At 72.4% G+C, this 25179-nt stretch carries 23 protein-coding genes; 12 read left to right on the top strand and 11 right to left on the bottom strand.

Going from position 1 to position 25179, the window contains the following annotated elements:
* The first annotated feature begins 5 nt into the window (after positions 1 to 5).
* The 3 genes from ACTWPP_RS27420 (at position 6) to ACTWPP_RS27410 (ending at position 5306) form a co-directional block, all read left to right on the top strand.
* Positions 6 to 2984, top strand: a complete 2979-nt coding sequence (locus ACTWPP_RS27420; RefSeq protein ID WP_443107247.1) for an AMP-binding protein — start codon at positions 6 to 8, stop codon at positions 2982 to 2984.
* A gap of 106 nt (positions 2985 to 3090) precedes the next feature.
* Positions 3091 to 4497, top strand: coding sequence for a cytochrome P450 (locus ACTWPP_RS27415; protein WP_443107246.1), 1407 nt, complete (start codon positions 3091 to 3093; stop codon positions 4495 to 4497).
* Positions 4497 to 5306 (top strand): SDR family oxidoreductase, encoded by an 810-nt coding sequence (locus tag ACTWPP_RS27410; protein ID WP_443107245.1) that lies wholly within the window; start codon positions 4497 to 4499, stop codon positions 5304 to 5306. The genes ACTWPP_RS27415 and ACTWPP_RS27410 overlap by 1 nt, the downstream gene beginning before the upstream one ends.
* A gap of 4 nt (positions 5307 to 5310) precedes the next feature.
* On the opposite strand, the gene ACTWPP_RS27405 is transcribed toward ACTWPP_RS27410, so the two are convergent.
* Positions 5311 to 6189 carry an oxygenase MpaB family protein gene (locus ACTWPP_RS27405; protein WP_443107244.1) on the bottom strand — a complete coding sequence of 293 codons (879 nt, stop codon included), beginning with the start codon at positions 6187 to 6189 and terminating at the stop codon, positions 5311 to 5313.
* A 104-nt stretch (positions 6190 to 6293) separates the two neighbouring features.
* On the opposite strand from ACTWPP_RS27405, the gene ACTWPP_RS27400 reads away from it, so the two are divergent.
* Together ACTWPP_RS27400 and ACTWPP_RS27395 are read left to right on the top strand one after the other, a co-directional pair.
* Positions 6294 to 6953: a TetR/AcrR family transcriptional regulator gene (locus tag ACTWPP_RS27400; RefSeq protein ID WP_443107243.1), complete on the top strand. Its 660-nt coding sequence runs from the start codon at positions 6294 to 6296 to the stop codon at positions 6951 to 6953.
* 223 nt (positions 6954 to 7176) lie between these two features.
* Positions 7177 to 8697, top strand: a complete 1521-nt coding sequence (locus tag ACTWPP_RS27395) for a carboxylesterase/lipase family protein (RefSeq protein WP_443107242.1) — start codon at positions 7177 to 7179, stop codon at positions 8695 to 8697.
* Between the two features lie 9 nt (positions 8698 to 8706).
* Here ACTWPP_RS27395 and ACTWPP_RS27390 read toward each other — a convergent pair whose 3' ends face one another.
* Together ACTWPP_RS27390 and hisN are read right to left on the bottom strand one after the other, a co-directional pair.
* On the bottom strand, positions 8707 to 8898 hold the full coding sequence (locus ACTWPP_RS27390) for a hypothetical protein (protein ID WP_443107241.1): 192 nt from the start codon (positions 8896 to 8898) through the stop codon (positions 8707 to 8709).
* A 144-nt stretch (positions 8899 to 9042) separates the two neighbouring features.
* Positions 9043 to 9846 carry a histidinol-phosphatase gene (hisN, locus tag ACTWPP_RS27385; RefSeq protein WP_443107240.1) on the bottom strand — a complete coding sequence of 268 codons (804 nt, stop codon included), beginning with the start codon at positions 9844 to 9846 and terminating at the stop codon, positions 9043 to 9045.
* 137 nt (positions 9847 to 9983) lie between these two features.
* Between hisN and ACTWPP_RS27380 the strand changes: the two genes are divergently transcribed.
* On the top strand, positions 9984 to 10835 hold the full coding sequence (locus tag ACTWPP_RS27380) for a hypothetical protein (RefSeq protein ID WP_443107239.1): 852 nt from the start codon (positions 9984 to 9986) through the stop codon (positions 10833 to 10835).
* Here ACTWPP_RS27380 and ACTWPP_RS27375 read toward each other — a convergent pair.
* From ACTWPP_RS27375 to ACTWPP_RS27345, 7 genes are all read right to left on the bottom strand, one after another.
* Entirely contained in the window at positions 10832 to 12325 is a 1494-nt protein-coding gene (locus tag ACTWPP_RS27375) for an FAD-binding oxidoreductase (RefSeq protein WP_443107238.1), read from the bottom strand. The two genes, ACTWPP_RS27380 and ACTWPP_RS27375, sit on opposite strands and share 4 nt — an antisense overlap.
* A gap of 20 nt (positions 12326 to 12345) precedes the next feature.
* A complete protein-coding gene (locus ACTWPP_RS27370; protein WP_443107237.1) occupies positions 12346 to 13899 on the bottom strand; it encodes a serine/threonine-protein kinase in 1554 nt (517 codons plus the stop codon).
* Positions 13900 to 13952: 53 nt separating this feature from the next.
* A complete protein-coding gene (gene rsgA, locus ACTWPP_RS27365) occupies positions 13953 to 14960 on the bottom strand; it encodes a ribosome small subunit-dependent GTPase A (RefSeq protein ID WP_443107261.1) in 1008 nt (335 codons plus the stop codon).
* Positions 14961 to 14976: 16 nt separating this feature from the next.
* Complete coding sequence (aroA, locus tag ACTWPP_RS27360; RefSeq protein WP_443107236.1) at positions 14977 to 16248, bottom strand: 3-phosphoshikimate 1-carboxyvinyltransferase; 1272 nt, start codon at positions 16246 to 16248, stop codon at positions 14977 to 14979.
* 43 nt (positions 16249 to 16291) lie between these two features.
* Positions 16292 to 17011, bottom strand: a complete 720-nt coding sequence (locus tag ACTWPP_RS27355) for a hypothetical protein (RefSeq protein WP_443107235.1) — start codon at positions 17009 to 17011, stop codon at positions 16292 to 16294.
* Positions 17008 to 17601, bottom strand: a complete 594-nt coding sequence (locus ACTWPP_RS27350; RefSeq protein WP_392900991.1) for a sigma-70 family RNA polymerase sigma factor — start codon at positions 17599 to 17601, stop codon at positions 17008 to 17010. Before ACTWPP_RS27350 ends, ACTWPP_RS27355 begins: the two co-directional genes overlap by 4 nt.
* Positions 17602 to 17713: 112 nt before the next feature.
* A complete protein-coding gene (locus ACTWPP_RS27345; protein ID WP_443107234.1) occupies positions 17714 to 18742 on the bottom strand; it encodes a DoxX family membrane protein in 1029 nt (342 codons plus the stop codon).
* Positions 18743 to 18794: 52 nt separating this feature from the next.
* Between ACTWPP_RS27345 and ACTWPP_RS27340 the strand changes: the two genes are divergently transcribed.
* Both ACTWPP_RS27340 and ACTWPP_RS27335 read left to right on the top strand, forming a co-directional pair.
* The gene (locus ACTWPP_RS27340) at positions 18795 to 19592 is read left to right on the top strand and encodes an SOS response-associated peptidase (RefSeq protein WP_443107233.1); all 798 of its coding nucleotides are present in this window, start codon (positions 18795 to 18797) and stop codon (positions 19590 to 19592) included.
* Positions 19593 to 19682: 90 nt separating this feature from the next.
* Entirely contained in the window at positions 19683 to 20012 is a 330-nt protein-coding gene (locus ACTWPP_RS27335; protein ID WP_443107232.1) for a TraR/DksA family transcriptional regulator, read from the top strand.
* Positions 20013 to 20058: 46 nt separating this feature from the next.
* Here the strand turns inward: ACTWPP_RS27335 and ACTWPP_RS27330 are convergent, their stop codons facing one another.
* Entirely contained in the window at positions 20059 to 20910 is an 852-nt protein-coding gene (locus ACTWPP_RS27330; protein ID WP_443107231.1) for a methyltransferase domain-containing protein, read from the bottom strand.
* A gap of 339 nt (positions 20911 to 21249) precedes the next feature.
* Between ACTWPP_RS27330 and ACTWPP_RS27325 the strand changes: the two genes are divergently transcribed.
* From ACTWPP_RS27325 to ACTWPP_RS27310, 4 genes are all read left to right on the top strand, one after another.
* The gene (locus ACTWPP_RS27325; protein ID WP_443107260.1) at positions 21250 to 21855 is read left to right on the top strand and encodes a sigma-70 family RNA polymerase sigma factor; all 606 of its coding nucleotides are present in this window, start codon (positions 21250 to 21252) and stop codon (positions 21853 to 21855) included.
* Between the two features lie 89 nt (positions 21856 to 21944).
* Entirely contained in the window at positions 21945 to 22241 is a 297-nt protein-coding gene (gene rsrA / locus ACTWPP_RS27320; protein WP_443107230.1) for a mycothiol system anti-sigma-R factor, read from the top strand.
* 80 nt (positions 22242 to 22321) lie between these two features.
* Entirely contained in the window at positions 22322 to 23245 is a 924-nt protein-coding gene (locus ACTWPP_RS27315; RefSeq protein ID WP_443107229.1) for an NAD-dependent epimerase/dehydratase family protein, read from the top strand.
* A 578-nt stretch (positions 23246 to 23823) separates the two neighbouring features.
* A complete protein-coding gene (locus ACTWPP_RS27310) occupies positions 23824 to 25170 on the top strand; it encodes an HD-GYP domain-containing protein (RefSeq protein WP_443107228.1) in 1347 nt (448 codons plus the stop codon).
* Positions 25171 to 25179 lie beyond the last annotated feature (9 nt).

The raw sequence follows: 25179 nt of genomic DNA, 5'->3' as shown, positions 1-25179 counted from the left end.
CGCTCTTGCGCCTGGGTTCCCGCCTGGGCTCCACCGCCCAGAACGCCCTTGAGGTCGCCCGGTTCGGGGGGTTCGACACCGACGAGGACGCCTCTCCCTGCGAGGTGGTGACCGAACAGCGGGTGTACCGGCTGCGGCACTACTTCCCGGAGTCGGCCGGCGGGCCGGTGGTGCTGCTCGTCCCGCCGCTGATGATCACCGCGGAGGTGTACGACATCTCCTCGCGGGTCAGCGCCGTCGGCGTTCTGCGCGATCTCGGCGTCGACCCTTGGGTGGTGGACTTCGGCGCCCCCGAGCGGGAGCCCGGCGGGCTGGAACGGACGGTCAGCGACCACGTCCTCGCCGTCAGCGACGCCGTCGACCGGATCCGGAAGGCCACCGGGCGGGACGTGCACCTCGCCGGGTACTCCCAGGGCGGCATGTTCGTCTACCAGGCCGCCGCGTACCGGCGCAGCGAGGGCATCGAGTCGGTGGTGACGTTCGGCAGCCCCGCCGACACCAGCGTCGGCCTCCCGTTCGGGCTGCCGAGCTGGCTCGCGTCCGAGGGCGTGGAACGGATCCCGGACGCGCTGCTCGGCGCGTTCGCCGTGCCCGGGTGGGTGACGCGGCTCGGGTTCCAGGCGCTCAGCCCGGTCAAGTCGGTGCGGTCGCGGGTCGACTTCATCCTCCAGCTGCACGACCGGGAACGGCTCGCCCCGCGCGAGCGGCAGCGGCGGTTCCTGGAACGGGAGGGCTGGGTGTCGTGGCCCGGCCCGGCGCTGGCGGAGTTCATCCGCCAGTTCATCCAGCACAACCGGATGCTGACCGGCGGGTTCGTCATCGGCGACCGGCTCGTCACGCTCGCCGACATCACCTGCCCCGTGCTCACGTTCGTCGGCGAGGTCGACGAGATCGCGGCGCCGCCGATGGTGCGCGGGATCAGGAGGGCCGCGCCGCGCGCCCAGGTGTACGAGGCGTCCCTGCGTGCCGGGCATTTCGGGCTCGTCGTCGGCAGCCTCGCGATCGGGCGGACGTGGCCGGCGGTGGCCGGGTGGGCGAAGTGGCGCGCGGGCGACGGTGACCTGCCGGACATCGTCGCGCCGGTCGCCGGGGACGAGGAGTCCGTCCCGGCGGGGCTGCCCGGCGGGTCCGCCGGGTACGGGCTCCAGCTCGCGATGGGCGTCGGCGCGAGCGCCGCCCGCTCCGCCTTCCGCACCGCGTCCCGGGCGGTCCACGGCACCCGGCAGCTCACCGGCGAGGCCGCGCAGAACCTGCCGCGGCTGGCCCGGCTGGAACGCATCCAGTCCGACACCCGCATGTCCATGGGGCTGCTGCTGGACGAGCAGGCCGGGCGCAGGCCCGGCGACGTGTTCTTCCTGTACCAGGGGCGCGCCCACACGCACGACGCCGCGAAACGCCGCATCGACGCCGTCGTCCGCGGGCTGATCCACATCGGGGTGCGGCGGGGCGACGCGGTCGGGGTGCTGATGGGCACCAGGCCGACCGCGCTGGCACTGGTCGCGGCGCTCAGCCGGCTCGGCGCCGTCGCGGTGCTGCTGCGTCCCGACGGCGACCCCGCCGCGGAGGCGCGGCTGAGCGGCGTGACCCGCGTGATCGCCGACCCGGAGCACGCGGCGCGGGCCGCGAAACTGGACGGCGTCGACGGCTACCTGCTCGGCGGGGCGGGACGCGGCGAACGCGGGCCGCTGACGGACATGGAGATCATCGACGCGGAGCGCGTCGCGCTTCCCGGCTGGTACCGGCCGAACCCGGGACGGGCGGGCGACCTGGCGTTCGTCGTCTTCACCGGCGACGGGGAGCACCTGCGGGCCAGCCGGGTCACCAACCGGCGCTGGGCCCTGTCGGCGTTCGGGACGGCGTCGTCGGCGTCCCTGTCCTCGTCCGACACCGTGTACAGCATCACCCCGCTCCAGCACCCGTCCGCGCTGCTGATGAGCCTCGGCGGCGCCGTCGCGGGCGGCGCCCGGCTCGCCCTCGCCAGCGCCCACGCCCCGGCTCCCGGGGGGCGTGGCGGGACGTCCCCCCACACGGAGATCGACCCCGAGACGTTCTGGGACGAGGCGCGCCGCTACGGCGTGACCGTCGCGTCCTACACGTGGACGCTGCTGCGCGACCTCGTCAACGCGCCGCCGAACCCGGCCGAGCGGCACCACGCCGTCCGGCTGTTCATCGGCTCCGGCATGCCGCGCGGCCTGTGGCGGCGCGTGGAGGACCGGTTCGCCCCGGCCCGCGTGCTGGAGTTCTACGCCTCCACCGAGGGCGAGTCGGTCCTGGTCAACCTGAGCGGCAAGAAACCCGGGTCGCTGGGACGCCCGCTGCCGGGCAGCGCCGGGGTGCGGCTGGCCCGGTACGACCTGGAGAGCGGGCGCCTGGAGGAGGGGCCCGACGGGTTCGCGGTCGAGTGCGAGGCCGGCGAGATCGGCATGCTGCTCGCCCGGGTGCGGCTCGCCGCCGTCGGCACCGCGGCCCGTCCGGTGCGCGGCGTCTTCGCCCCCGAAGACGCCTGGACGATCACCGGGGACCTGTTCCGCCGGGACGCCGACGGCGACTTCTGGCTGGTCGGACGGGAGGCCGAGCTGATCCGCACGGCGGAGGGCATCGTCCCGCCCGGCCCGATCCGCGACGCGCTCGGCGACCTGCCCTACATCGACACCGTCGCCGTCTACGGCATCCCGGTGGGGGAGGCCGAGGCCGCGGCGGCGGCGGTGAGCCTGCGCGACGCGGGGGAGTTGAAGCCCCTGGATCTGTCGGAGGCGCTGCTGCGGGTGGAGCCGGGGCTGCGGCCCGCGATCGTGCGGGTCGTGGACGAGGTGCCCGTCACGGCGGGGCGGCGGCTGCGGATCGAGCCGCTGCGGGACGAGGGCGTCCCGCCCGCCGGGGACGGCCGTACGTACTACCGGGACAAGGCGGGCGCGTACCGGCCGCTGACGGCCGCGGCCCGGCGGCGGATCCTCGCGGCCGGGGCGGCCCGCGAGGCGCGCTGACACGGAGGCGTAGGTCACGGCAGATGAGCCTGGACTCACATGCCTCCGCTACGTTAGAACAAAGCAACAGATTCCGGCCATTTGTTGCACGTGTTCCGGAGGGTTCATGACGAGCGTCCTCGCGCCGCCGCCGCAGGGCAGCGGCCTGAAGCCGGTCCCGGGCGTGCCCGGCATCCCGTACATCGGCAGCACCCTCGCGGTGATGCGCGACCCGATCGGGATGGCCCGCAAACGGTACGACGAGTACGGTCCCGTCGCCTGGGGATGGCTGCTCGGGCAGCGGACCGTCACCGTCCAGGGCCCCGAGGCCGCCCAGGTCGTCCTGGTCAACCGCGACAAGGCGTTCGCGAACGGCCCGGCGTGGAGCTACTTCATCGGCCCGTTCTTCAAGCGGGGCATCATGCTCCTCGACTTCGAGGAGCACCTGCACCACCGGCGCATCATGCAGGAGGCGTTCACCCGCCCCCGGCTCCAGGCCTACATGGACGCGATGGCGCCCGGCATCGTCAAGGGCGTCGAGTCATGGGAGCCCGGCGAGGGCTTCAAGGTGTACGACCACATCAAGCAGCTCACGCTCGACCTCGCCGTGGACGTCTTCATGGGCGTCGAACTGGACGACGCCGAGCGCGCGCGGGTCAACGGCGCGTTCATCGACGCCGTCCGGGCGGGGACGGCCTACGTCCGCTTCCCCGTCCCCGGGCTCCGCTGGCATCGCGGGCTGCAGGCCCGCAAGGTGCTGGAGGAGTTCTTCTACCGGCACCTGCCCGCCAAACGCCGCGACGGCGGTGTCCTTCGAGAGGGGACGACACCCCACGCCCCCCGTGGGGCCTCCGGCGGTAGCGACCTGTTCGCCGCGCTGTGCCAGGCCGAGACCGACGACGGCGAGCGGTTCACCGACGAGGACGTCGTCAACCACATGATCTTCGCGTTGATGGCGGCGCACGACACCACCACCATCACGCTGACCACCATGGCCTACTACCTGGCCAAGTACCCCGAATGGCAGGAACGGCTGCGCGAGGAGTCGCTGGACCTCGGCAGGGCGCAGCCCGGCTACGACGACCTCGACCACTTCACCGGCATCGACATGGTGATGAAGGAGTCGCTGCGGATGCTCCCGCCGGTCCCGGCACTGCCGCGCAAGGTCGTCAAGGACACCTCCATCCTCGGCTTCCACGTCCCGGCCGGCTCGACCGTCGTGGTGCCGATGCTCAGCAACCACCACATGGCCGAATGGTGGACCGACCCGGACGCTTTCGACCCCGGGCGCTTCTCCGCCGAGCGCCGCGAGGACAAGGTCCACAAGTACGCGTGGTCGCCGTTCGGCGGAGGCGCGCACAAGTGCATCGGCATGCACTTCGCCGGGATGCAGGTCAAGACGATCCTGCACCAGGTGCTGCAGAGGTACCGCTGGAGCGTCCCCGCGCGGTACGAATGGCCCCTGGACACCACGTCCCTGCCGTCACCGAAGGACGGGCTCCCCGTCCGGCTGAACCGCCTGGAGCAGAGCTGATGAGCAAGGTCGTCGCCATCACCGGGGCGGCGCGGGGGATCGGACTCGCCACCGCCCGCGCCCTCAAGGCCAAGGGCGCCACCGTCGTCATCGGTGACATCGACGAGGCCGCCGTCAAGGAGGCCGCGCGGTCCCTCGGCGTCCCCGGCCTGCCCGTGGACGTGACGTCCCGCGAGTCGTTCACCGCGTTCCTGGACGCGGCCGAGGAGTCCGCCGGACGGCTCGACGTGGTGATCAACAACGCCGGCATCATGCCGATCGGCCCGGTCACCGGCGAGAGCGACGCCGACGCCCGCCGCTGCCTCGACGTCAACGTGCACGGCGTCATGCTCGGCACCAAGCTCGCCCTCGACCGGATGCTGCCGCGCGGCGCGGGCCACGTCGTCAACGTCGCGTCGGTGGCCGGGATCACGTTCACCCCCGGCCTCGCCCTCTACAACGCCAGCAAGGCCGCCGTCGTCGGGTTCACCGAGGCGACACGGCTGGAGGTCCGGGACCGGGGCGTCCACGTCAGCGCCGTCCTGCCGACGTTCACCAACACCGAACTGGTCGCCGGGACGCGCAGCCCGAAGGGGCAGAAGAACTGCGAGCCCGAGGACGTCGCCGCCGCCATCGTCGAACTGATCGGGAGGCCGCGGCCGCAGGTCGTCGTCCCGGAGAAGCTGGGCAGGCAGGTCAGGCTGAGCGCGCTGTTCCCCGAACGGGTCAGGCAGGCCGTCGCGCGGCGCCTCGGACTCGACAAGATCTTCCTGGAGTACGACCCGGACGCGCGGAAGGGCTACGACGCCCGCATCCGCACCGGTTCCTAGCCCGTCAGGCCCGCCGCGTCCCGCGTGCTTTGCGGCGTGCTCTCTCGGAGGCACGGGCACGGCGGGCCTGCGGGACGTAGCGGACGGCCTCGGGCAGCAGCGGCCACACGCGGTTCCCCGCGCGGACGGCCGCCGCGAAACGCCGGTGGCGGCGCTCGTCGGCGTCGCTCCACGGCAGGCCGAGAAGCTCGCGCATCCGCGGGTGCAGCCCGCCGACCGTGATGAACCGGGCGACCGCGTTCAGCGGCGGCGACACCGCCCGCCACACCGGCGCAGGGACCTTCGGCGGCGCGGGCAGCCCCTTGGTGACGTATCCGACCCCGTACCGGGCGGTCTTGTGCGGGACGATCTCTTCGTCGAGCATCCGCTTCCAGTACGCCTGGAACGCCTCCCAGTCTTCCGGCACCGCCCGGTCGCTGACCCCGTACATCCGGAACCAGACCTTGGACTCCTCGTAGATGCGGCGCTTCTCCGCCTCGCCGAGGGGCCTGATGAACGTCTCGATGCCGTACAGCATGTTGTCGAGGAAGGTGGCGTGCGCCCAGTAGTAGGTCTCGGGATCGAGCGCGTGGTAGCGGGTGCCGTCCGGCATCGTCCCCTTGATGTCGCGGTGGTAGTCGCGGACCTTCCGGCCCGTCTCCGCGGACCGCTCCGCGCCGTACACGGTGTTCAGGATCGGGCCGGCGGACCGCTTCACACGCGCGAAGGTCTCGGAGAAGAACACCGAGTGGTCGAGGACGCCCTGCCCGAGCGCGGGGAGCATGTTCTGCAGCACGGCCGCCCGGGGACCGACGAGGATCATCCGGGTGTCGCCGAAGTAGCGCCAGGTCAGCGATCCGGGCCCGAGGGGTGCCGGGGTCCGCGTCTCGGCCTGTTCCGTCATGTGCACCGCCGGAGATCTGAAACAGAAGTACAGAACGACGATTATTGTAACTGTGTCGCACCCGATGGCGTGAGCCGGGTGCCCGAGCCGGTTAGGGTGCGGCTATGACCTTGCGCGCGACCGCCCGCGTGACCGCCCGCGTGAACACCGCCGACGGGCTGCGGGCCCGGCTGGCGACACCGGAGACCGACGCCGACGACCTCGACACCCGCATCCTGGACGCCGCGCTCACGGAGTTCGAGACCTACGGGCTGCGCAGGGTCAGCGTCGAGGACGTCGCCAAGCGCGCCGGGGTCGCGCGCACCACCATCTACCGGCGCTTCACGAACAAGGAGCAACTGCTCCAGGCCGTGATCCTGCGGGAGTGCCGCCGTTTCCTCACCGCGATAGCGGAGGCCACCGAGGACCTCGACTCCCCTGACGACGCCGTCGTGGAGGGGTTCGTGGTGGGGCTGCAGAGCGCCCGCACGCACCCGCTGATGACGCGCGTCCTGGAGAGCGAGCCGGAGGCGTTCCTGCCGCAGCTCAGCATGAACGGCGGCGCGGTGATGCTCGCCGCCCGCGACATCCTCGCCGACCGCCTGCGCCGCGCCCGTCCCGGCGACCCGGGCGACCACGACACCGTGGCCGAGGTGCTGCTGCGGCTCGCGGTGTCGCTGCTGCTCCTCCCCGGCGGCGGGCTCGCGCTGGACGACGAGGACGCCATCCGCGCGTTCGCCCGCGGCTACCTCACCCGGATGCTGCGCCCCGGAAAGGACGACTGAGCGGAGCTCGTCGGGTCGGTCGACGGTGGGTGGTGGGTGGAGGACGGTGTCCGAGCGGAGCTCGTCGGTTGAATGGTGGTGGGTGGGGGCTGGAGGACGGTGTCCGAGCGGAGCTCGTCGGTTGAATGGTGGTGGGTGGGGGCTGGAGGACGGTGTTCCGCCGTCCTCGGCCGTCCCGTACTCTCTGCTCTATTGAACTTCGTTCTAGAATTGGAGGCGGCGTATGGAGGCGGTCGTTCAGACGTCCCACGGGAAGGTCCGCGGCACGACACGGGACGGCGTCACCGCCTTCCTCGGGATCCCCTACGCCGCGCCCCCGTTCGGGCCGAACCGCTTCCAGGCGCCCCGTCCGCCGGAGCCGTGGGACGGCGTTCGCGACACCGTCGAGTACGGGCCGACCGCGCCCAAGCCCGGCTACCCCAAGCCGTACGACGCGCTCCTGCCCGACCGTGACATCCCGGGTGACGACTGTCTCAACCTGAACGTCTGGACGCCCTTGCGGGGGGTGTCAGGGGGGTCGTCCACCCTGAGTGACTCGGCGCCGGAGCTCGGCGGCTCGGGGCTTCCGGTCATGGTGTGGATTCACGGTGGCGCGTTCCGGAACGGCTCCGGGGCCGTGCCGGTCTACAACGGCCACAACTTCGCCCGCGACGGCGTCGTCTGCGTGACGATCAACTACCGGCTCGGCGTCGAGGGCTTCGCGAATCTGCCCGGCGCGCCGCTCAACCGGGGGCTGCTCGACCAGATCGCCGCGCTGGAGTGGGTCCGCGACAACATCGCGGGCTTCGGCGGCGACCCGGGCCGCGTCACGGTCTTCGGCGAGTCCGCCGGCGGGATGAGCGTGACCACACTGCTCTCCCTCGACCTCGGTCTCTTCGGCCGCGCGATCGCGCAGAGCGGCGCGGGCAGCATCGCCCAGGACCCGGCCGACGCCATGCTCGTCACCCGGGAGATGGCCGCCCGGCTCGGCGTGGAGCCGACCGCCGAGGCGTTCGCGGCGCTCGACCCCGCCGTGATCATGCCCGTCCAGTCCGCCGTCGCCGCCGAGGTCTCCATGCTGCCCGACCCCGGCCGCTGGGGCGTCACCACCGCCGCGGGAGGCATGTCACTGACGCCGATCCTGGACGGCGAGCTGCTGGCCCGGCGCTCCGAGGACGCCATCGCGGACGGCGCCGGACGGGACGTGGACCTGCTCATCGGCTACACGTCCGAGGAGTTCCGGTTCTTCCTGATGCCGACCGGGCTCGCCGGTGACCTCACCGACGAGCTGGCCGGAGCCGTCGCCGCGGGCATGGGCGTCCCGCCGGGACTGCCCGCCGCCTACCGCGGCCACCACCCGGACATGACGCCGGGCGAGCTGCTGGCGACGATCATCACCGACCATCTGTTCCGCGTCCCCGCGAACCGCGCGGCGGACGGGCACGCCGCGTCCGGCGGCACCGGCGGGACGTGGATGTACGAGTTCGCGTGGCGGTCGCCCAAGCACGACCTGGGCGCCTGCCACGCGCTCGAACTCGGCTTCGTCTTCGACAATCTGACCAGCGAGACCGAGGGCCTGGCGGGACCGAACGCGCCGCAGGCCCTCGCCGACCGCATGCACCGCGCATGGACGGACTTCGCCGTGCACGGCGACCCGGGCTGGCCGCGGTTCGATCCGTCCGCCCGAGCGGTCAACGTGTTCGACGGCCCCGCCGACGAGGTCGTCAACGACCCCGGCGGCGGCGACCGCAAACTCTGGGACTGAACGCCCCCGTCAGCTGCCGAGGCGCTTGCGGCCCTGCGCACGTACGCGCTTGCGCTGGGACGGGTCGAGCATCAAGTAGCCGACGAGCGGCGCCCCGAGGACGCCGAGGATGATCAGCGTGGTCAGCCACCAGGGAAAGATGAACAGGGTCAGGAAGCCGACGACGACGCCGCCGATCACGAACTTTGTCTGGGTCGACATCTGGTACCTCCGTTTACGGGCCGCCCTATCTCTACAACGGCCACCAGGCGACCGCTGTTCCACGATATGTCGCGAGTCTGCCTCATGGCCATAGTGAACCGTTCCCGCAGGCGGCACGGTCCATCGAATCAGATGCGCCGTCGATCAGATGCGCAGGGAGAGCTGGCCCCCGCCCAGGGTTCGCAGCACCTCGGCGTGCAGCTTGCCGTTGGTGCACACGACGCTGCCGCCGTCGGGCCCGGGGACGCCGGACAGGTCGGTGAACATTCCACCGGCCTCCTCCACGATGACCTGGAGGGCGGCGAGGTCCCACAGGGACACCTCGGGCTCGGCGGACACGTCGACGGCCCCTTCGGCGACCATCATGTGCGACCAGAAGTCGCCGAACGCCCTCGTCCGCCACACCGACCGGGTCAGGTCGAGGAAACGGTCGAGGCGCCCCTGCTCCTCCCATCCGCTGAGGCTGGAGAACGACAGTGACGCGTCCGGCAGCTCCGTCACCGACGACACGTTCATCCGGGTCGCGCGGGTCAGGCTGCGTCCCGTCCAGGCGCCGCCGCCCCTGGCGCCCCACCAGCGCCGGTTCAGCGCGGGCGCCGACACGACCCCGACGACGATCTCGTCGTTCTCCATCAGCGCGATCAGCGTCGCCCACACCGGGACGCCCCGCACGAAGTTCTTCGTCGCGTCGATCGGGTCGATGATCCAGCAGCGGTTGCCGTAGCCGGTCTTGCCGTACTCCTCGCCGAGCACCGCGTCCCGCGGGCGGGCCCGCTTCAGGGTGCCGCGGATCTGCTCCTCGACGCTGCGGTCGGCGTCGCTGACCGGTGTCAGGTCAGGCTTGGTCTCGATGGCGAGATCGAGAGCGCGAAAACGCCTGGTCGTGATGTCGTCGGCCCCGTCCGCCAGCACATGTGCGAGACGCAGGTCATCGGAATAGCCCGCCACGGCGAGCAACGCTACCCTGATCACGGGTGGTCCAGACACACTTACCCGGGCTGTTCCGGCTTTTCGGTCGTCCGGGTGTGGCGCGCCGGTGCCGATGTGGGCCGTTTCGCGGGCGCGGTGGTGGCAGCATGGGGGCCATGGCGCACGACCTTCCCGCATGGGTGGCCGAGCTGACCGACCCACGCCGGGCTGAGACGCTCGACGAGCTCGCCGACCGCCTCGTCCCGCTGGCCGAGCACGCCATCGACGTGTCCCGTCGATTGCAGGCGCAACTCAACGAGCTCAACGATCCGTTCAAGCGCGAGGCCCTCTACGGGCGGGTGGAACGGCTGAAGGCCCGCGCGGGCGAGGCGCTGGAGGAGATCACGGCGGAGATCGCCGCCTCCGGGGAGGAGCGCATCGAGCGGGTCTGGGCGGACTGGGCCGGGCAGGCGGGGCAGGGCGGGCGCGGCGAGCGCGAGCGTGAGCTGCGGCGAAGGCTGGACCGCGACATCGTCCCGGTGCTGTTCAAGCAGCAGCAGGACGTCGCCGAGCGGGTCGCCGATCGCACCTCCGGGGCGCTGGAGGACGCGACGCAGACGCTCCTGACCCGGGTGGAGGAGCTGGCCAAGGCGGTCACCGACCTGATCCACGACGTGCTGCCGCTCGCCCGGGAGGGGCTGACGCTGGCCAGCCGCATCTCGGCCCTGTCGGGTCACGCGCGGAAGGCGGGCCGGGGGCGGGTCCCGGACGAGCTGAGGGAGGCCGGGGCCGAGACGACCCGGGCGTTCGACGAGGCCGTCGCGCGGCTGGAGCTGGAGTGGGCGGCGCTCGGCGCCCGGTCCGCCAGCGTCCGGGCGGCGCTGCGCGGGGCGGAGGAGAGCGCGTTCAGCCGGGTCACCGAGGAGATGACCCGGTGCGTGGAGGAACTCGCGCCCGAGCACGTCAAGGCGCTGAACGAGGCCGAGGCCAGGGCCAGGAGCCTGTTCGAGGAGCCGTCGAAGGGCTAGATGGCCTGGGGGAAGCGGAACAGCCTTCCGGGGTCGCGGGCGGCTTTGGTCTTCTTGAGGCGGTCCAGGTTGGGGCCGTAGTAGGCGTGCGCCCAGCCTTCGAGGTCGGGGTCGATGTAGTTCACGTAGGCGGTGCCGCTCATGTACGGCTCCATCGCCGCGTGAGTGGCGCGCAGCCAGGCGTTGTCCGGCGCGAGGTACTGGACGCAGAACAGGCCCTTCCGGTGCGGGAAGGCGGTGTCGCCGGGGGCCGGGCGGCCGATGGCTCCGCCCATGGCGTCCATCAGCACGGAACGGTTCCGGACGTCGTTGCCCTTGTCGAAACGGCCCAGGAGGGCGTTGATGGCGTCGTCGGGGAGGGGCTTGTAGGCGATGTGCGACTTTCCGGCGTAGTCGGCTCTGGGAAAGCCGCCGCCCGGACGCTGGCCGGGCAGTTCGCCTTGCGCGTGGCACGCCTCGACGGTCTGTCCCGCGCAGCCGCCCATGAACTTCATCGCGTCCAGATGCGGACGGCTCTGCGCGGTGGACGAGGCCGGGTCGGTGCCTATCGCCGAGGTCAGCCGGTTCATGTGGCCATCGGCATCGGCGAGCGCCACCCCGATGATCTCGACGCTGGGAGAGCCGGCGCCGGGTTCGGTGTCGAGGTGCAGGCTCGTCCAGGCCTCCTCCGGCGCGCCCGGTGCCCAGCGCTGCCAGCCCCGGATCACCTGGGCTGCCTTCGGCCACGGCCAGCGCAGGCTGAACGGTGTGACGTCGCCGGCCTCGTGCGTCCGGTAGGTGAACGACACCGCGACGCCGAAGTTGCCGCCGCCTCCGCCCCGGCACGCCCAGAACAGATCGGTGTTCCGCTCGGCGTCGCACGTCAGGACCCGGCCGTCCGCCGTGACGACCTGGACCGACTCCAGGACGTCGCACGACAGCCCATACGCGCGGGACGTCACGCCCAGGCCGCCGCCCAGCGTCAGCCCCGCCACTCCGACCGTGGGGCAGCTGCCCGACGGGACGCTCACACCGTCGCCGGCGAGCTCGCCGTACAGGTCGATCAGCCGCGTTCCCGCTCCGACGGTCGCGCTGCCGCCGTCGCGCTTCACCGTGCTCATGGGGGAGACGTCGATGACGAGTCCCGTGCCCGTCGACCAGCCCGCGTAGCCGTGGCCGCCGCAGCGCACCGCGACCGGCATCCCCTTCAAGGTCGCGAACGCGACGCATTCGGAAACGTCCTGCGGTGTCTCGCAGTAGGCGATGCCCGCCGGTTCGATGTCATCGTAGCGCGGGATGTAGAGGCGCCGGGCCTGGACGTACGACGCGTCGGACGGACGGATCAGCGTCCCGTCCAGGCCGCGGGCGAGGGCGCTCCAGTCGGCCGGGCCGGTCGGACGGGGCCGCGCCGGCGACGACCTCCGGCCGCTCGGGGGCGGCTTGTCGTCCGAGCATCCGGCGGCGGCCAGACCCCCGAGGATCGTCGCCTTGAACACCGCCCGCCGGTTCACGCGCCCATTGCTCCCTCGCGTCAGAGCTTCCGCAGCGTCTTGAGGAACGTCTCGTAGTGGGGGACGCCCCCGTCCCAGTGCTTCTGGTCGCCGACCAGGATGGCCTGGTAGATGGCGCCGTCGAACTCGAACACCCGGACCAGGCAGCGGGCCGGGATGCCGTCCTTGGTGAAGGTGAACTGGAGATCGGCCGCGCTGCCGCCCTGGTACGGGACGTTCCGGTGGAACTTCTCCTGCTTGAAGCCGGGATACTGAGAGTCGTCCCTCATCTTCTCGATCGCGTCGGCGAGGCCGTCCCCGGGGTTCCCGGCGGACGCGGAGGCGACGCGCTGGATCACGATGCCGCGGTGCACGCCCTCGGTCTGGTCCGTGAAGGTGACGTCGTCCCCGGAGCCGTCGTCCTTCCAGCCCTCGGGGACGGCCACGACGAACGCCGACCCCCGGTAGTGGCGGTATCCGCCGGGCGCGGCGGCGTCCGGCGACGACGAAGTGGTCGTGCTCGTGGAACCGCCGGCCCGGCCGTCGCCGCCCTCCGGGCCCTCCCCCCGGCTGGTGAACATCACGACCGTGACGACGGCGACGACCAGCGCGGCGGCGAAGACACCGGCCGGGATGATCAGCGGCCAGGGCGGGCGCCGGGGGCCGGGCGGCACGATGGTCGGTGGGGCCACCGGTGGCTGCGGCGTCTCGTTACGGGGCTGCAGCGTCACGTTGCGCGGCCCCGGGTCCGGCGGGACGAACGGGGGCGGTGCGGGGACGTGGGGGGCCGGCCCCCGCGCGACCTGGCGGAGCAGCCGTCCGGCCTCGTCGGGGCTGATCCGCAGGCCGGGATCCTTGCGCAGGAGCCCCTGGAGCACCGGGGTCAGGGGCCCGGCGCGCTCGATCGGGTCCGGGTCGTCCGACAGGACGGCGGCCATCACGCCCCACACGTCGGGCCGCTTGTACGGGGGGCGGCCCTCGACGGCGGCGTACAGGGTGGCCCCCAGGGACCACAGGTCCGACGCCGGTGTCGCCTTCTGGTGACGTGCCTGCTCGGGCGCCAGGTACGCGGGCGACCCGACGATGGCCCCCGCCTGCGTCAGGGTCTCGTCGCCCGCCACGGTCGCGATGCCGAAGTCGGTGAGGACGGCGCGGCCGCGCGGCAGCAGCACGTTCCCCGGCTTCACGTCGCGGTGCACGACCTCGGCCGCGTGCGCGGCGCTCAGCGCGTCCAGCAGGTCGAGGCCGATCGCCGCGACCCGGCCCGGCGGCAGCGGCCCCTCCCGCGCGATGACGGTGTCGAGGGCCTCGGCCCGGACGAGCTGCATCACGATCCAGGGCCGGCCGTCCTCCTCCACGACGTCGTGCACCGTCACGATGCCGGGATGGTCGAGCCGCGCCGCCGACCTGGCCTCCCGGAACGTCCGCGCGTACGTCCGCTCGACCTGCGCGTCGTCCAGGCCCTGCGGCAGCGACACCTCCTTGACCGCCACCTCGCGGCCGAGCGTGCGGTCGCGGGCCCGCCACACGGCGCCCATCCCGCCGCGGCCGAGCACCTCGATCAGCTCGTAGCGCCCCGCGATCAACTGGACCATGGGGGAAGACGATACCGATGCGGGGCGGGCGCGGCGTTCGCTATCCGGGGCCGCTATTCGGGCTCTCCCTCGCGGCTGGCGAGCAGCCGCCGCAGCGAGTCCAGCCGGGCCCGGCTGGCGCGCCCGTCGGCCACCCAGCCGTCCAGCCCGCAGCTGTCCTGCAGATGATCGCAGAGCGGGGGGCAGCGCTCCGCCGCGCCCTCCGCGAGGTCCTCGAACGCGTTGATCACGTGCCGGGGCTCGACGTGCGCGAGACCGAAGCTCCGCACGCCCGGGGTGTCGATGATCCAGCCCTCGCCGCCGGGCAGCTCCAGCGCGATCGCCGACGACGAGGTGTGCCGGCCGCGGCCGGTGACCGCGTTGACGTGGCTGACGGCCCGCTCGGCGTCCGGGACGAGCACGTTCACCAGCGTCGACTTGCCGACGCCGGAATGCCCGACCAGCACGCTCGTCCGCCCGGTCAGGTGGCCGCGCAGCCCGTCGAGGTCGCCGCCGCGTCGCGTCACGACATAGGGGACGCCGAGCGGCGCGTACTCGGCGACCAGGTCGCCGGCGTCGGCGAGGTCGGCCTTGGTGAGGCAGAGCAGCGGGTCCATCCCGGCGTCGTAGGCGGCGACGAGCTGCCGGTCGATCATGCGGGGACGGGGTTCGGGATCGGCCAGCGCGGTCACGATCACGAGCTGGTCGGCGTTCGCGACGACGATCCGCTCGAACGGGTCGGTGTCGTCGGCGGTGCGGCGCAGCGACGACGTGCGCGGCTCGACGCGGACGATGCGGGCCAGGGTGTCGGGGGCGCCGGACACGTCCCCGACGAGGGCGACCCGGTCGCCCACGACGACGCCCTTGCGGCCCAGTTCGCGGGCGCGCATCGCGGTGACGCCCCGCTCGTCGCCGGTGCCCTGGTCCACGATGCAGCGGTACCGGCCCCGGTCCACCGCGATCACGAAGCCGGGCGAGGCGTCCTCATGCGCGGGACGGCGGCGGGTGCGCGGACGCGACCCGCGGCGTCCGGGCCGCACCCGGACGTCGTCCTCGTCGTAGTCGTGCGTTCCTCGTGGCAGTGGTCCGTCCCTGCTGTCAGGCGGGCGCCAGCATCGACGCCCACGACTCCGTGAAGTTCGGAAGAGTTTTGCCCACGGTGCCCGGATTCTCTACCTCAATGCCGGGAACGGCCAGTCCGAGCAGGGCCGCCGCCATCACCATCCGGTGGTCGTCATAGGTGCGGAAGACGCCGCCGTGCAGCGGCCGCGGCCGGATCTCCAGCCCGTCCGGCAGCTCCCGGACGTCGCCGCCCAGCCCGCTGATCTCGGTGACCAGGGCCGCGAGCCGGTCGGTCTCGTGACCGCGCAGATGCGCGATGCCCGTCAGCCGGGACGGGGAGTCCGCCAGCGCGGCGAGGGCCGCGAGCACGGGCGTCAGCTCCCCGACGTCGTGCAGGTCGGCGTCCAGCCCGGAGAACCCGCCGGGGCCCCGCACGGTCAGCCCGTCCGGCCCGTGGGACACCTGCGCGCCCATCGCGCCGAGCAGCCCGCGCAGCGCGTCACCCGGCTGCGTGGTCTCGACCGGCCAGCCCGGCACGGTGACGCGCCCGCCGGTGACCAGCGCCGCACCGAGGAACTGCGCGGCGTTCGACAGGTCCGGCTCGATCACCCACTCGGCGGCCCGGATCGGGCCGGGCGCCGCCCGCCACAGGTCCTCCTCCGTCTCGACCGCCACGCCCGCCTCGCGCATCATGCGGACGGTCATCGCCAGATGCGGCGCCGACGGCACCGGCGGGCCCTCGTGCCTGACCTCCACGCCCTTCTCGAAACGCGGCGCGGCCAGCAGCAGCCCCGAAACGAACTGGGACGACCCGGACGCGTCGATCACGACCTGCCCGCCGTTCACCGAACCCGCCCCGCGCACCGTGAACGGCAGCGTGCCCCGCCCGCCGTCGTCGATGCCGGCGCCGAGCGCGCGGAGCGCGGTGATGATCGGGCCCATCGGCCGTTCCCGCGCCCGCGGATCGCCGTCGACGGACACCTCGCCGGACGCCAGCGCCGCGACGGGCGGCAGGAACCGCATCACCGTCCCCGCGAGACCCACGTCCACCCGCGCCGACCCTCTCAGCTCATCGGGCCGCACCTGCCAGCCGCCGGAGTCTTCCTCGATCGCCACGCCGAGCGCGCGGAGCGCCCCCGCCATCAGTTCGGTGTCGCGGCTCCGCAGCGGCCCCGCGATGCGCGCGGGCGTTTCGGCGAGCGCCGCCAGGATCAGGGCCCGGTTCGTCATCGACTTCGAGCCGGGCAGCGGCACGGTCGCGCCGACCGGGGCATGGGCGACCGGGGCGGTCCAATGCGGAGTGGGCATGACCCAAGGTTATCGGGCCCTGGGACGATCGGGCCGGGGCCGCTCAGACGGGGATGGTCAGCAGCGTCCCGCCGCTTTCGAGCCGCACCTCGAAACGGCTGATCTCCTGGCGGGTGAGCCCGGTCCCGCCCTGCATGACGAGCGGCTTCGGCTGGCCCGGCACGCCGTACCCCTTGTCGGGGACGCGCCACCCGGCGACGACGCTGCGGTCACCGTCCCGGGCCACGGCCTCCAGGTGGCACCTCAGCGGGCCCTTGATGCCGCGCAGCTCCAGGCTGACCTGCGTGCCCCAGCCCTTGTCCACCAGGCCGACCGTGCCGGACGCGCCCGTGCCCGCGTTCGTGGCCTGGAACTTCTCGCCGGTGATGGTCAGCGGCGGCGGCTTCTGGACGGTCCCGTCGTCGTTCAGCGCCGTTCCCAGGCCGACGCCGACGGCCAGCATCGCGGCCGCCGCCGCGGTGCCGACGACGTACGCGCCGCGACGAAACCGGCGGTCCTCCCTCCGCCGGCGCCGCATCATGTCGATCACCGGCGCGGGAGGTCCGGACGGCTCGTCCCCACCGCCCTCCGGCCCGGGTCCGGCACCGCCCGCGTCCCCGCCGCCGAGCGCGGACAGGACACCGGCCGTCCCGGACATCTCGGTCAGTTCGGTCTGGCACATTCCGCACTCGCGGAGATGGGCCTCGAAGGCCCGCCGATCGCCGTCTTCGAGAAGGCCCAGCGCGTACGCGCCGACATCGGTGTGCTCGACCTGCGAACTCATGAGGTCACCCCCCTCTCCTCCAAGGCGACGCGCAACGCGCGCAACGCGTAGTACACGCGGGACTTGACCGTTCCCACCGGGATGCCGAGGTACTCGGCGGCCTGATTCACCGTACGGTCGCGCAGGACCGTCTCCGTCAGCGCCTGCCGGTGCGCCGGGGAGAGCGAGTCCAGCGCCTCGGTCACCACGACCTTGCGCAGCAGGCCGTCCATCTCGTCCGCCATCGGCAGGTTCTCCAGGGGGCCGTCGCCGACCTCCGGCGGTCGGACCTCGCGCTGCCGCCGGTTGTCGATCACGATACGCCTGGAGACCGTGGCCAGCCACGGCATCAGCGAGGACGTGCGGTCGTCGAGCCGGTCCGCACTGCGCCATGCCCGGATCATGGTCTCCTGTACCACGTCCTCGGCCCACTGGCGGTCACCGCCGGTCAGCCGCAGGACGAACGCGAGGAGGGGCCGATGGTACTCGCGGTAGAGCTCGGCGACGATCTCCTCGTCGCGCACGGCCGAAGCCGGTCGCGCCGTGCCGGGGCGGCGGAGCAGGCTCCGCAACCCGCCGGTCTGGCGACCGGTCGATCCGGGAACTGCCATGGCCGGGGCGTCTCCGTTGTGGGGGGTTGGAGGACGGTCATGTGGCAGTACGAGACCGCCCCGGCCCGCGGTTCAACCGATTTGAGCTTCTTTTAAGGTTCTCTTCGGGAAGTCAGCGCCTGACCGCCTGCTTCACCTTGCCCGCCTGGACCGCCGTCCCCGCCTTGGCGGTCTTGCCCGCCTTCATGGCCTTCGCCGCCTGAGTGGCCGTCCCGGCCTTGACGGTCTGCCCGGCCCGCGCCGCCCGGCCCGGCTTGGACGCCCGGCCGGCCTTGAACGCGTTGCCAGCCATGGAGGCGCCGCCGGCCTTGATGTTCTTCATCGCGCCGCCCGCCTTCCCGGCCTTGAACGCGCCGCCCGCCTTCGCCGACTTGGCGGCCTTGAGCACGCCGCCCGGCTTCGCGCCCTTGAGCACGCCGCCCGCCTTGCCGGCCTTGAAGCCCGGCCTGGCCGCCTTGGTCGCCTTGAGGGCGCCGCCCGGCTTCGCGCCCTTGAGGGCGCCGCCCGCCTTGCCGGCCTTGAACGTGCCGCCTGGTTTGGCCGACTTGGCGGCCTTCGTCGCCTTCGCGGTCTGCTTGGCGGCCTTCCGTCCGCCCTCGGCGCGGGCGATGCGCACCTGCCGGGACGCCTCCCGGCGGGCGTCCCGGAGCGTCGCGGCGGCCTCCCTGCGCAGCGCCCTGGCTTCGGCGCCGCTCTTGATCTGCGTCTCCCGCGCCGCCCGCCGCAGCTCCGCGGTCCGCGGCGGACGCCGCGGCTCGGTCGCCACCATGAGCAGCGCGCCGAACAGCCCGGCGTTCTTCAGCAGGTGGGAGCGCTCGTTGGCACGGCGCTCGGGGTCGTCCTCGGTCCAGTACCGGTGCTCGGTCGCGAGCGCGGGCACCAGCTGGGCGGCGAGCAGCAGCGTGGTGAGCCGGCGGAACCTGCCGGTCAGCAGCAGTGCGCCGGTTCCGAGGCTGAGCGCGCCCTCCATGCGGACGAGCGTCTCGGGGTCCTTCGGCAGCCAGTCGATCCGGTCGGCCACGGGCTTGACCGCCGGGCCGACCCGCTCGGCGCGCTCGCGTGGGTCCCGGATGGCGTCCAGGCCGGTCATGATGTAGGGCGCCGCCACGAGCGGGCGGGCCAGGGTCGTGAAGGGTCGCATGACCCGCTACATGCCCATCACGTCACGCCTCAAGCACGGCAGGATGGGACCCATGTGCGGACGCTATGCCACCACCCGTGCGCGTCAGGAGCTGCTGGACGAGTTCCAGGTGCGGCTCGACGCCGTCGACGGGGACATCCAGCCCGACTACAACGTCGCCCCGACGAAGCAGGTTCCGGTCGTGCTCAACCGGCGCCCGAAGGACGCCCCCGAGGAGGAGGCGGCCGTCCGGCAGCTGCGGACGGTGCGCTGGGGGCTCGTCCCGTCCTGGGCCAAGGACCTGTCCATCGGCTCCCGAATGATCAACGCGCGGTTCGAGACGGTGCACGAGAAGCCGTCGTTCCGCCGGGCGTTCGCGCGGCGCCGCTGCCTGCTGCCGGCCGACGGCTACTTCGAGTGGTACACCCTCCAGGACCAGGGCGACTCGCCCGACCCGGCCGAGGGTGAGAAGAAGGCCAAGAAGAAGAAGCCGCAGAAGCAGCCCTACTTCATCCGCCCCAACGACGGCGCCGTCATGGCGATGGCCGGTCTCTACGAGCTGTGGAAGTCCCCCGAGGACGAGTGGCTGTGGACGTGCACGGTGATCACGACCGACGCGCCGGACGATCTCGGCCGTATCCACGACCGGATGCCGATGATCGTCGAACCCGACCGCTGGGACGCCTGGCTCGACCCCGGACTGAACGACACCGAGCAGGTACGCGGCCTGCTGGTGCCCGCCATGGCCGGGACAATGGAGGCCTACCCGGTGTCCAAGGCGGTCAACAACGTGAAAAACAACGGGCCGGAACTCATAGAACCCTCGACTTCTGGGGATAGTTCTGGCAATCATTCCGACAGTTTGTTCTGACCCGCTGTTTGTTCTGGCCGCTGCACGCGGGGGCGGCCGGGGCGAGAGCGTATTGCCCGGCACCCCCCACCGGGAGGAGTTCGCAGCATCGTGGACACCGCCGCAGCCCGTTCCCGCCTCGAGGCGCTGCTCGAGGACCTGGACCGTTCCATCGCCATTCTCCGCGGAGAAAGCCCCGAGCGCGACAATTCAGCCGCGGACGCCGGGGCGGGCCTCACCGCCCATGACCGCGTGGAGGCGGCCCTGGAGTCGCTCGAACGCCACCGCCGGGGCGTGCTCGCCGCCCTGGAGCGGATCGGCGCCGGCACCTACGGCCGGTGCGTCGGCTGCGGCCACCCCGTCCCCGACGGCCGCCTGGAGGCCCGCCCGGACGCCGCCCGCTGCATCACCTGCCAGTCCGCACACGACCGATCGCGCTAGCCCGGCGCCCGCGCCGAGCGGTTCACCGGCCGCGCGGGCGGGGCGGTCACGCGCTGCCCACGCGGCGGGCGCTGGCAAGCAGGTGGATTCCTAGGGATTCGTCTGGTTGGGGGGCGTTCAGTTCGGTGCGGACCAGGCGGGGGAGGGCTCGCGGGGACTTGACCAGGACGTGTTCGACGGTCGAGGGGGAAAGGACCGTGCGGGGCCTGATCCACTCGACTTCCAGGCCGGCGTCGGCGAGGAGTTCGCGGAGCTGGTGGGCCGAGAACGAGCGGGTGATCGTGCCGTCCGGCCAGGGGATGAGGACCACCTCGGCGCTCGGGACGTCGGACAGGTGCGCCCAGTAGTTCCGTTCGGCCAGCAGCGCCATGCCGAGGGTCAGGGAGTCGACGCAGAGCAGGACGCGGCCGCCGGGGCGCAGGACGCGGGCGATCTCGGCGACCGTGGTCTCGGTGGCGAGGTGGCGGGACAGCACGCGGTTCTCGGCGATCACCGCGTCCATCGAGCCGTCCGAGAGGAAGCCGAGGGTGCCGGTGTCGCCGATCAGCGGGATGGTGGTGCCCTTGGAGGACGGTGCGCCGTGGGAGGACGGGAGGCCCTCGGACCGGCCCTGTTCCCGTGCGGAGGGGCGACTCCCCGCGCCCCCCGGGAACCGCGCGGGATCGCGGACTTCGAGGACGGTGTGGCGTGCCTCGGCGGCCTGGGCGGCGGAGTGTCCGTGCGAGATGTCCAGGACGCGGCCCGGTCTGCGCGGCAGCCATCGTGTCAGCTGGGCGGCGGCGACCGCCCAGTAGAACGTCCAGTAGCGCGCCAGGGCGTCGCCCGCCCCGTCCCCGGAGATGTCGCGCAGACTGGCGATGGTGGGCTCGGACGATTGCGCCGAAAGCACCGGATGCACGTTTGCTCCTGTTCTCGCCATGTATGTCACTTCTCTTCCCCGTTACCGGGGGCGTCACCCTCCGTGCAGGACGGGGCCGGGCACGCGTTATCGCTGCTTCCGGCCCCCGCCGGGGAATCGGCGGCGCCGCTCCGGTGTTGCACCGTCTCACAACCCATAACGCGGAGGTGCACACCGATGACCACAGCCGTTGCCGACCAGCAGCGGAGAGCCGGGACCGCGGCACCGCGCGGCGACGCGAAGGCCCCTGTACGCGTGGCCAGGCCGCGCGGACCGATATCGTCTGTGGGATACGACGCCGCCGGCCGAGCCGAGGCCAAGGGCGCCACAGCCGAGGGGGTGGGTCAGGTACAGGGCACCACGGAGACCGTGGAGCAGCGTCAGGAGCGGTTCGAGCGCGACGTGCTTCCGTTCTTGGACCAGCTGTATTCGGCCGCGCTGCGCATGACGCGCAATCCGGCGGACGCCGAGGATCTGGTCCAGGAGACGTTCGCCAAGGCGTTCGCGTCCTTCCACCAGTTCAAGGAAGGCACCAACCTCAAGGCGTGGCTCTACCGCATCCTGACCAACACGTTCATCAACTCCTACCGCAAGAAGCAGCGCCAGCCGCAGCAGGCCGCCACCGAGGACATCGAGGACTGGCAGATAGCGCGCGCCGAGTCGCACACCTCCAGCGGGCTGAAGTCCGCCGAGGCGGAGGCTCTGGAGCACCTGCCCGACTCCGATGTGAAGCGGGCGCTGCAGGAGCTGCCCGAGGAGTTCCGGATCGCCGTCTACCTCGCCGACGTCGAGGGCTTCGCGTACAAGGAGATCGCCGAGATCATGGGCACGCCCATCGGCACGGTGATGTCCCGCCTGCACCGGGGCCGGCGCCAGCTGCGCGTGATGCTGGAGGACTACGCTGATGAGCGCGGTCTCACGAGGACGGGCGGAGGGTCCAAGTGAGCGGGAAGCGCGCCTGCCGCGTACAGCGGAGCGAGATGCCCGACATCGCGCCGTGTGGCGACGCGGTGAACGAGAGGGGTGAGTGAGCCATGAGCTGTGGCAACCACCATGAAACCCCCTGTGACGAGGTCCTGGCGCGGGTCTACACCTATCTCGACGGTGAGCTCGACCAGGGCGGCTGCGGCGAGGTGCGGCAGCACCTGGACGAGTGCGGGCCGTGCCTGCGCGAGTACGGGCTGGAAGAGGCCGTCAAGAAGCTGGTGAACAAGTCCTGCGGCTGCGAGCAGGCCCCCACCGACCTGCGCGCGAAGGTACTCGGCCGGATCGAGGAGATCTGCGGCGACATCAAGGCGTCCGGCGGCGCCGAGAAGACCGAGAGCGCCTGACCGGCACCTGATGCTCGGGCGCGTGCGGCCGGGCGCGGTCCCGGCCCGCGCCGCCGCACGCCCACCGGTATCGTTCTCGGGTGCTCGCACTCGTCACCGGCGCGGCCGGTTTCATCGGATCCCATCTGGTCGACCGGCTCCTCGCCGATGGCCATGAGGTCATCGGCGTGGACGACATGTCGTCCGGCGCCAACGTCCGCCCCGGGCTGGAGCTGTGGGAGATGGACGTCGGCGATCCGGGGCTCGTCGGGAAGGCGGCGGTGCGGCGTCCCGAGGTGATCTGCCATCTGGCCGCGCAGGTGAGCGTCCGCGCCAGCGTGGCCGACCCGCTGGGCGACGCGCTGACGAACGTGGTCGGGACGGCGAACGTGCTGGAGGCGGCGCGGGCGGCGGGCGGCCGCAAGGTGGTGTTCACGTCGAGCTGCGCGGTGTACGGGGTGCCGGACGCGCTGCCGGTCCCGCCGGACGCCGAGCTGCGGCCCGCGTCCCCGTACGCGGCGTCGAAGGTCTCCGGCGAGGTGTACGCGGGGATGTACAGGGCGCTGCACGGCATCGACTCCACGACGCTGACGCTGGCGAACGTGTACGGGCCGAGGCAGACGCCCGAGGGGGAGGCCGGCGTCATCTCGATCTTCACGGACGCGCTGCTGGCGGGCCGTCCCACGCGGGTCTACGGCGACGGGTCGCAGACACGCGACTACGTCTACGTGCTGGACGTGGTGGACGCGTTCGCCCGCGCGGCGGGGGAGCGGGGCGGCGGGCGCCGTCTCAACGTGGGCACCGGCGTGCAGACGGCCGACCGGGATCTGCACACGCTGGTGGCGGAGGCGGCGGGCGCGCCGGACGACCCGGAGTTCGCGCCGCCGCGGCTGGGTGATCTGCCCGCCATGTCCGTCGATCCGCGGGCGACGCGGGAGGCGCTCGGCTGGGAGCCGAAGACGGGCCTGCGGGAAGGGCTCGCCGAGACGGTCGCATGGGCGCGGGATCGGAACGCCCCAGCATGACGGAAAGCCGGTGCTTGGCCGTTTTGTGACCAATTCCTGGCGGTTAATGAGATCAGTCGAGGATGCACGTGCATTGTGACGTGCAGAGGGATTGTGCAATTACGTTGGGTGCATTCGCCTGGGGCAATTGATCACTTAAGGTGACGATTGCTTCACGGCTTGCTTTCGTTTCCCCGCATGCCTGTGTGACCTGGGCAGTTCACGTTAGGCTTGTGCCGGAATCAGCGACGGGAGCACGTGCACGCCCGTGAATTCGGGGTATGTGCTCGCCCGGGAAGCCTGGACCGGTCCGGTCCCGGTGGCCGGCCGCGAGGCCGGACGGCCCGGTTCGCGGGGGGAGGCAAGGAGCCATGCTCAAGCGTGTGAAGCCGGTGGGACACGGCCGGCGCGAGAGCGCCTCGGCGTCGTCGCTGATGATGCCCGAGGGCGTGTCCTGGGTGTAGGTGCCGGCAGGCACGCGCAAGCCCGGTGGCGGCCCGCCATTCGTCACTGAACACTTTCATTCACGGCAGGAACGCACAGGCCACGCCTCTGCGGACGGGCAGGATGAGAGCGTTCACTCCCCGAGGGGGGCGGCAATGCGTGGACTACCTCTCGCTGCCTGGGCGTACGTCTGTGGTGTGGTCGCCCTCGCGGTGGGCCTCATCGCGACGTCGTCCTTCGCGGAGATCGACTGGGGCAAGCTGGCCGTCCTGGCCCTGCTGTTCCTGATCTGCGACTCCGCGCCCGCCCGGCTGAACGTCGCGCGCGCCAGGGTGTCGCTGAGCTTCGCCGCCAGCCTGGCCTCGGTGGTGCTGCTCGGACCCGCCGGCGCGGCCCTGCTCGGCTTCTGCGCCGTGATCACCGGCCAGCGGTTCTTCGCCCCCGTCAAACGGATCTTCAACGGCGCGCAGCTCGCGCTCAGCGGCTTCATCGCCGGGACGGTCTTCGACCTCCTCGGCGGCGACCGCTTCCACCCCGAGCAGGCCCGCTGGGTGGAGAACGTCATCGGGCCGTTCCTCGGCGCCCTCGTCACCTTCGTCCTGGTCAACCTGACGCTGATGGCCGGGGTGCTGCTGCTCAGCCGGCAGGCCGCGCCGCGCGAGCTGCTGCACGAGAGCGGCCAGCTCGCCGTCGGCTGCCTCGGCTACGGCATGGTCGGCCTGCTGATCGCCGGGCTGTGGCCGCGGGTCGGGCCGTTCGCCGCCGTCCTGGTCCTGCTGCCGCTGTTCATCGCCCGCTGGGCGATGGACCAGGCGTACGTGCAGCAGCAGGCGCACTCCGCCACCCTCGCCGCGCTCTGCCAGGCCGTCGAGACCAAGGACTTCTACACCCGCGGCCACTCCGAGCGGGTGTCCCGCGGCTCGGTGATGATCGCCCAGGAGATCGGGATGCGGGCCGACCGCGTCGAGGCGATCCGCTACGCGGGGATGCTCCACGACGTCGGCAAGCTCGGCGTGCCCACCAAGGTGCTGCAGAAGAACGGGCCCATGACCGAGGAGGAGTTCGCCGCGATCCAGCTGCACCCGATGCGCGGGCTGGAGATCGTCCGGGAGATCGGGTTCCTGGACGAGGCGCTCGCCGGCATCATGCACCACCACGAGAAGATGAACGGCCGCGGCTACCCGATGGGCCTGGCCGGCGACGAGATCCCCGAGTTCGCCCGTGTCATCGCCGTCGCCGACGCGTTCGACTCGATGACGTCCACCCGCTCCTACCGGGCCGCCCGCAGCGTCGACGAGGCCGTGACGGAGCTGCGCCGCTGCATGGGCGACCACTTCGACCCGGTGATCGTGGAGGCGTTCCTGCGGGCGCTCGAACGCGACCCGTGGGTGCCGCCCGGCCCGGTCGTCCTGCCCGACGACGACGTCGTGGAGACCACCCAGCAGGACCACGACGACCCGAGCACGCCCCTGCGGGTCGCCGGCGACGAGGTGCGGCGGTGACGGGACGTC

The organism is Actinomadura sp. 3N407 (assembly GCF_052245875.1).
GTDB lineage: Bacteria > Actinomycetota > Actinomycetes > Streptosporangiales > Streptosporangiaceae > Spirillospora.
This window is presented reverse-complemented; position numbering and strand designations above follow the sequence as displayed.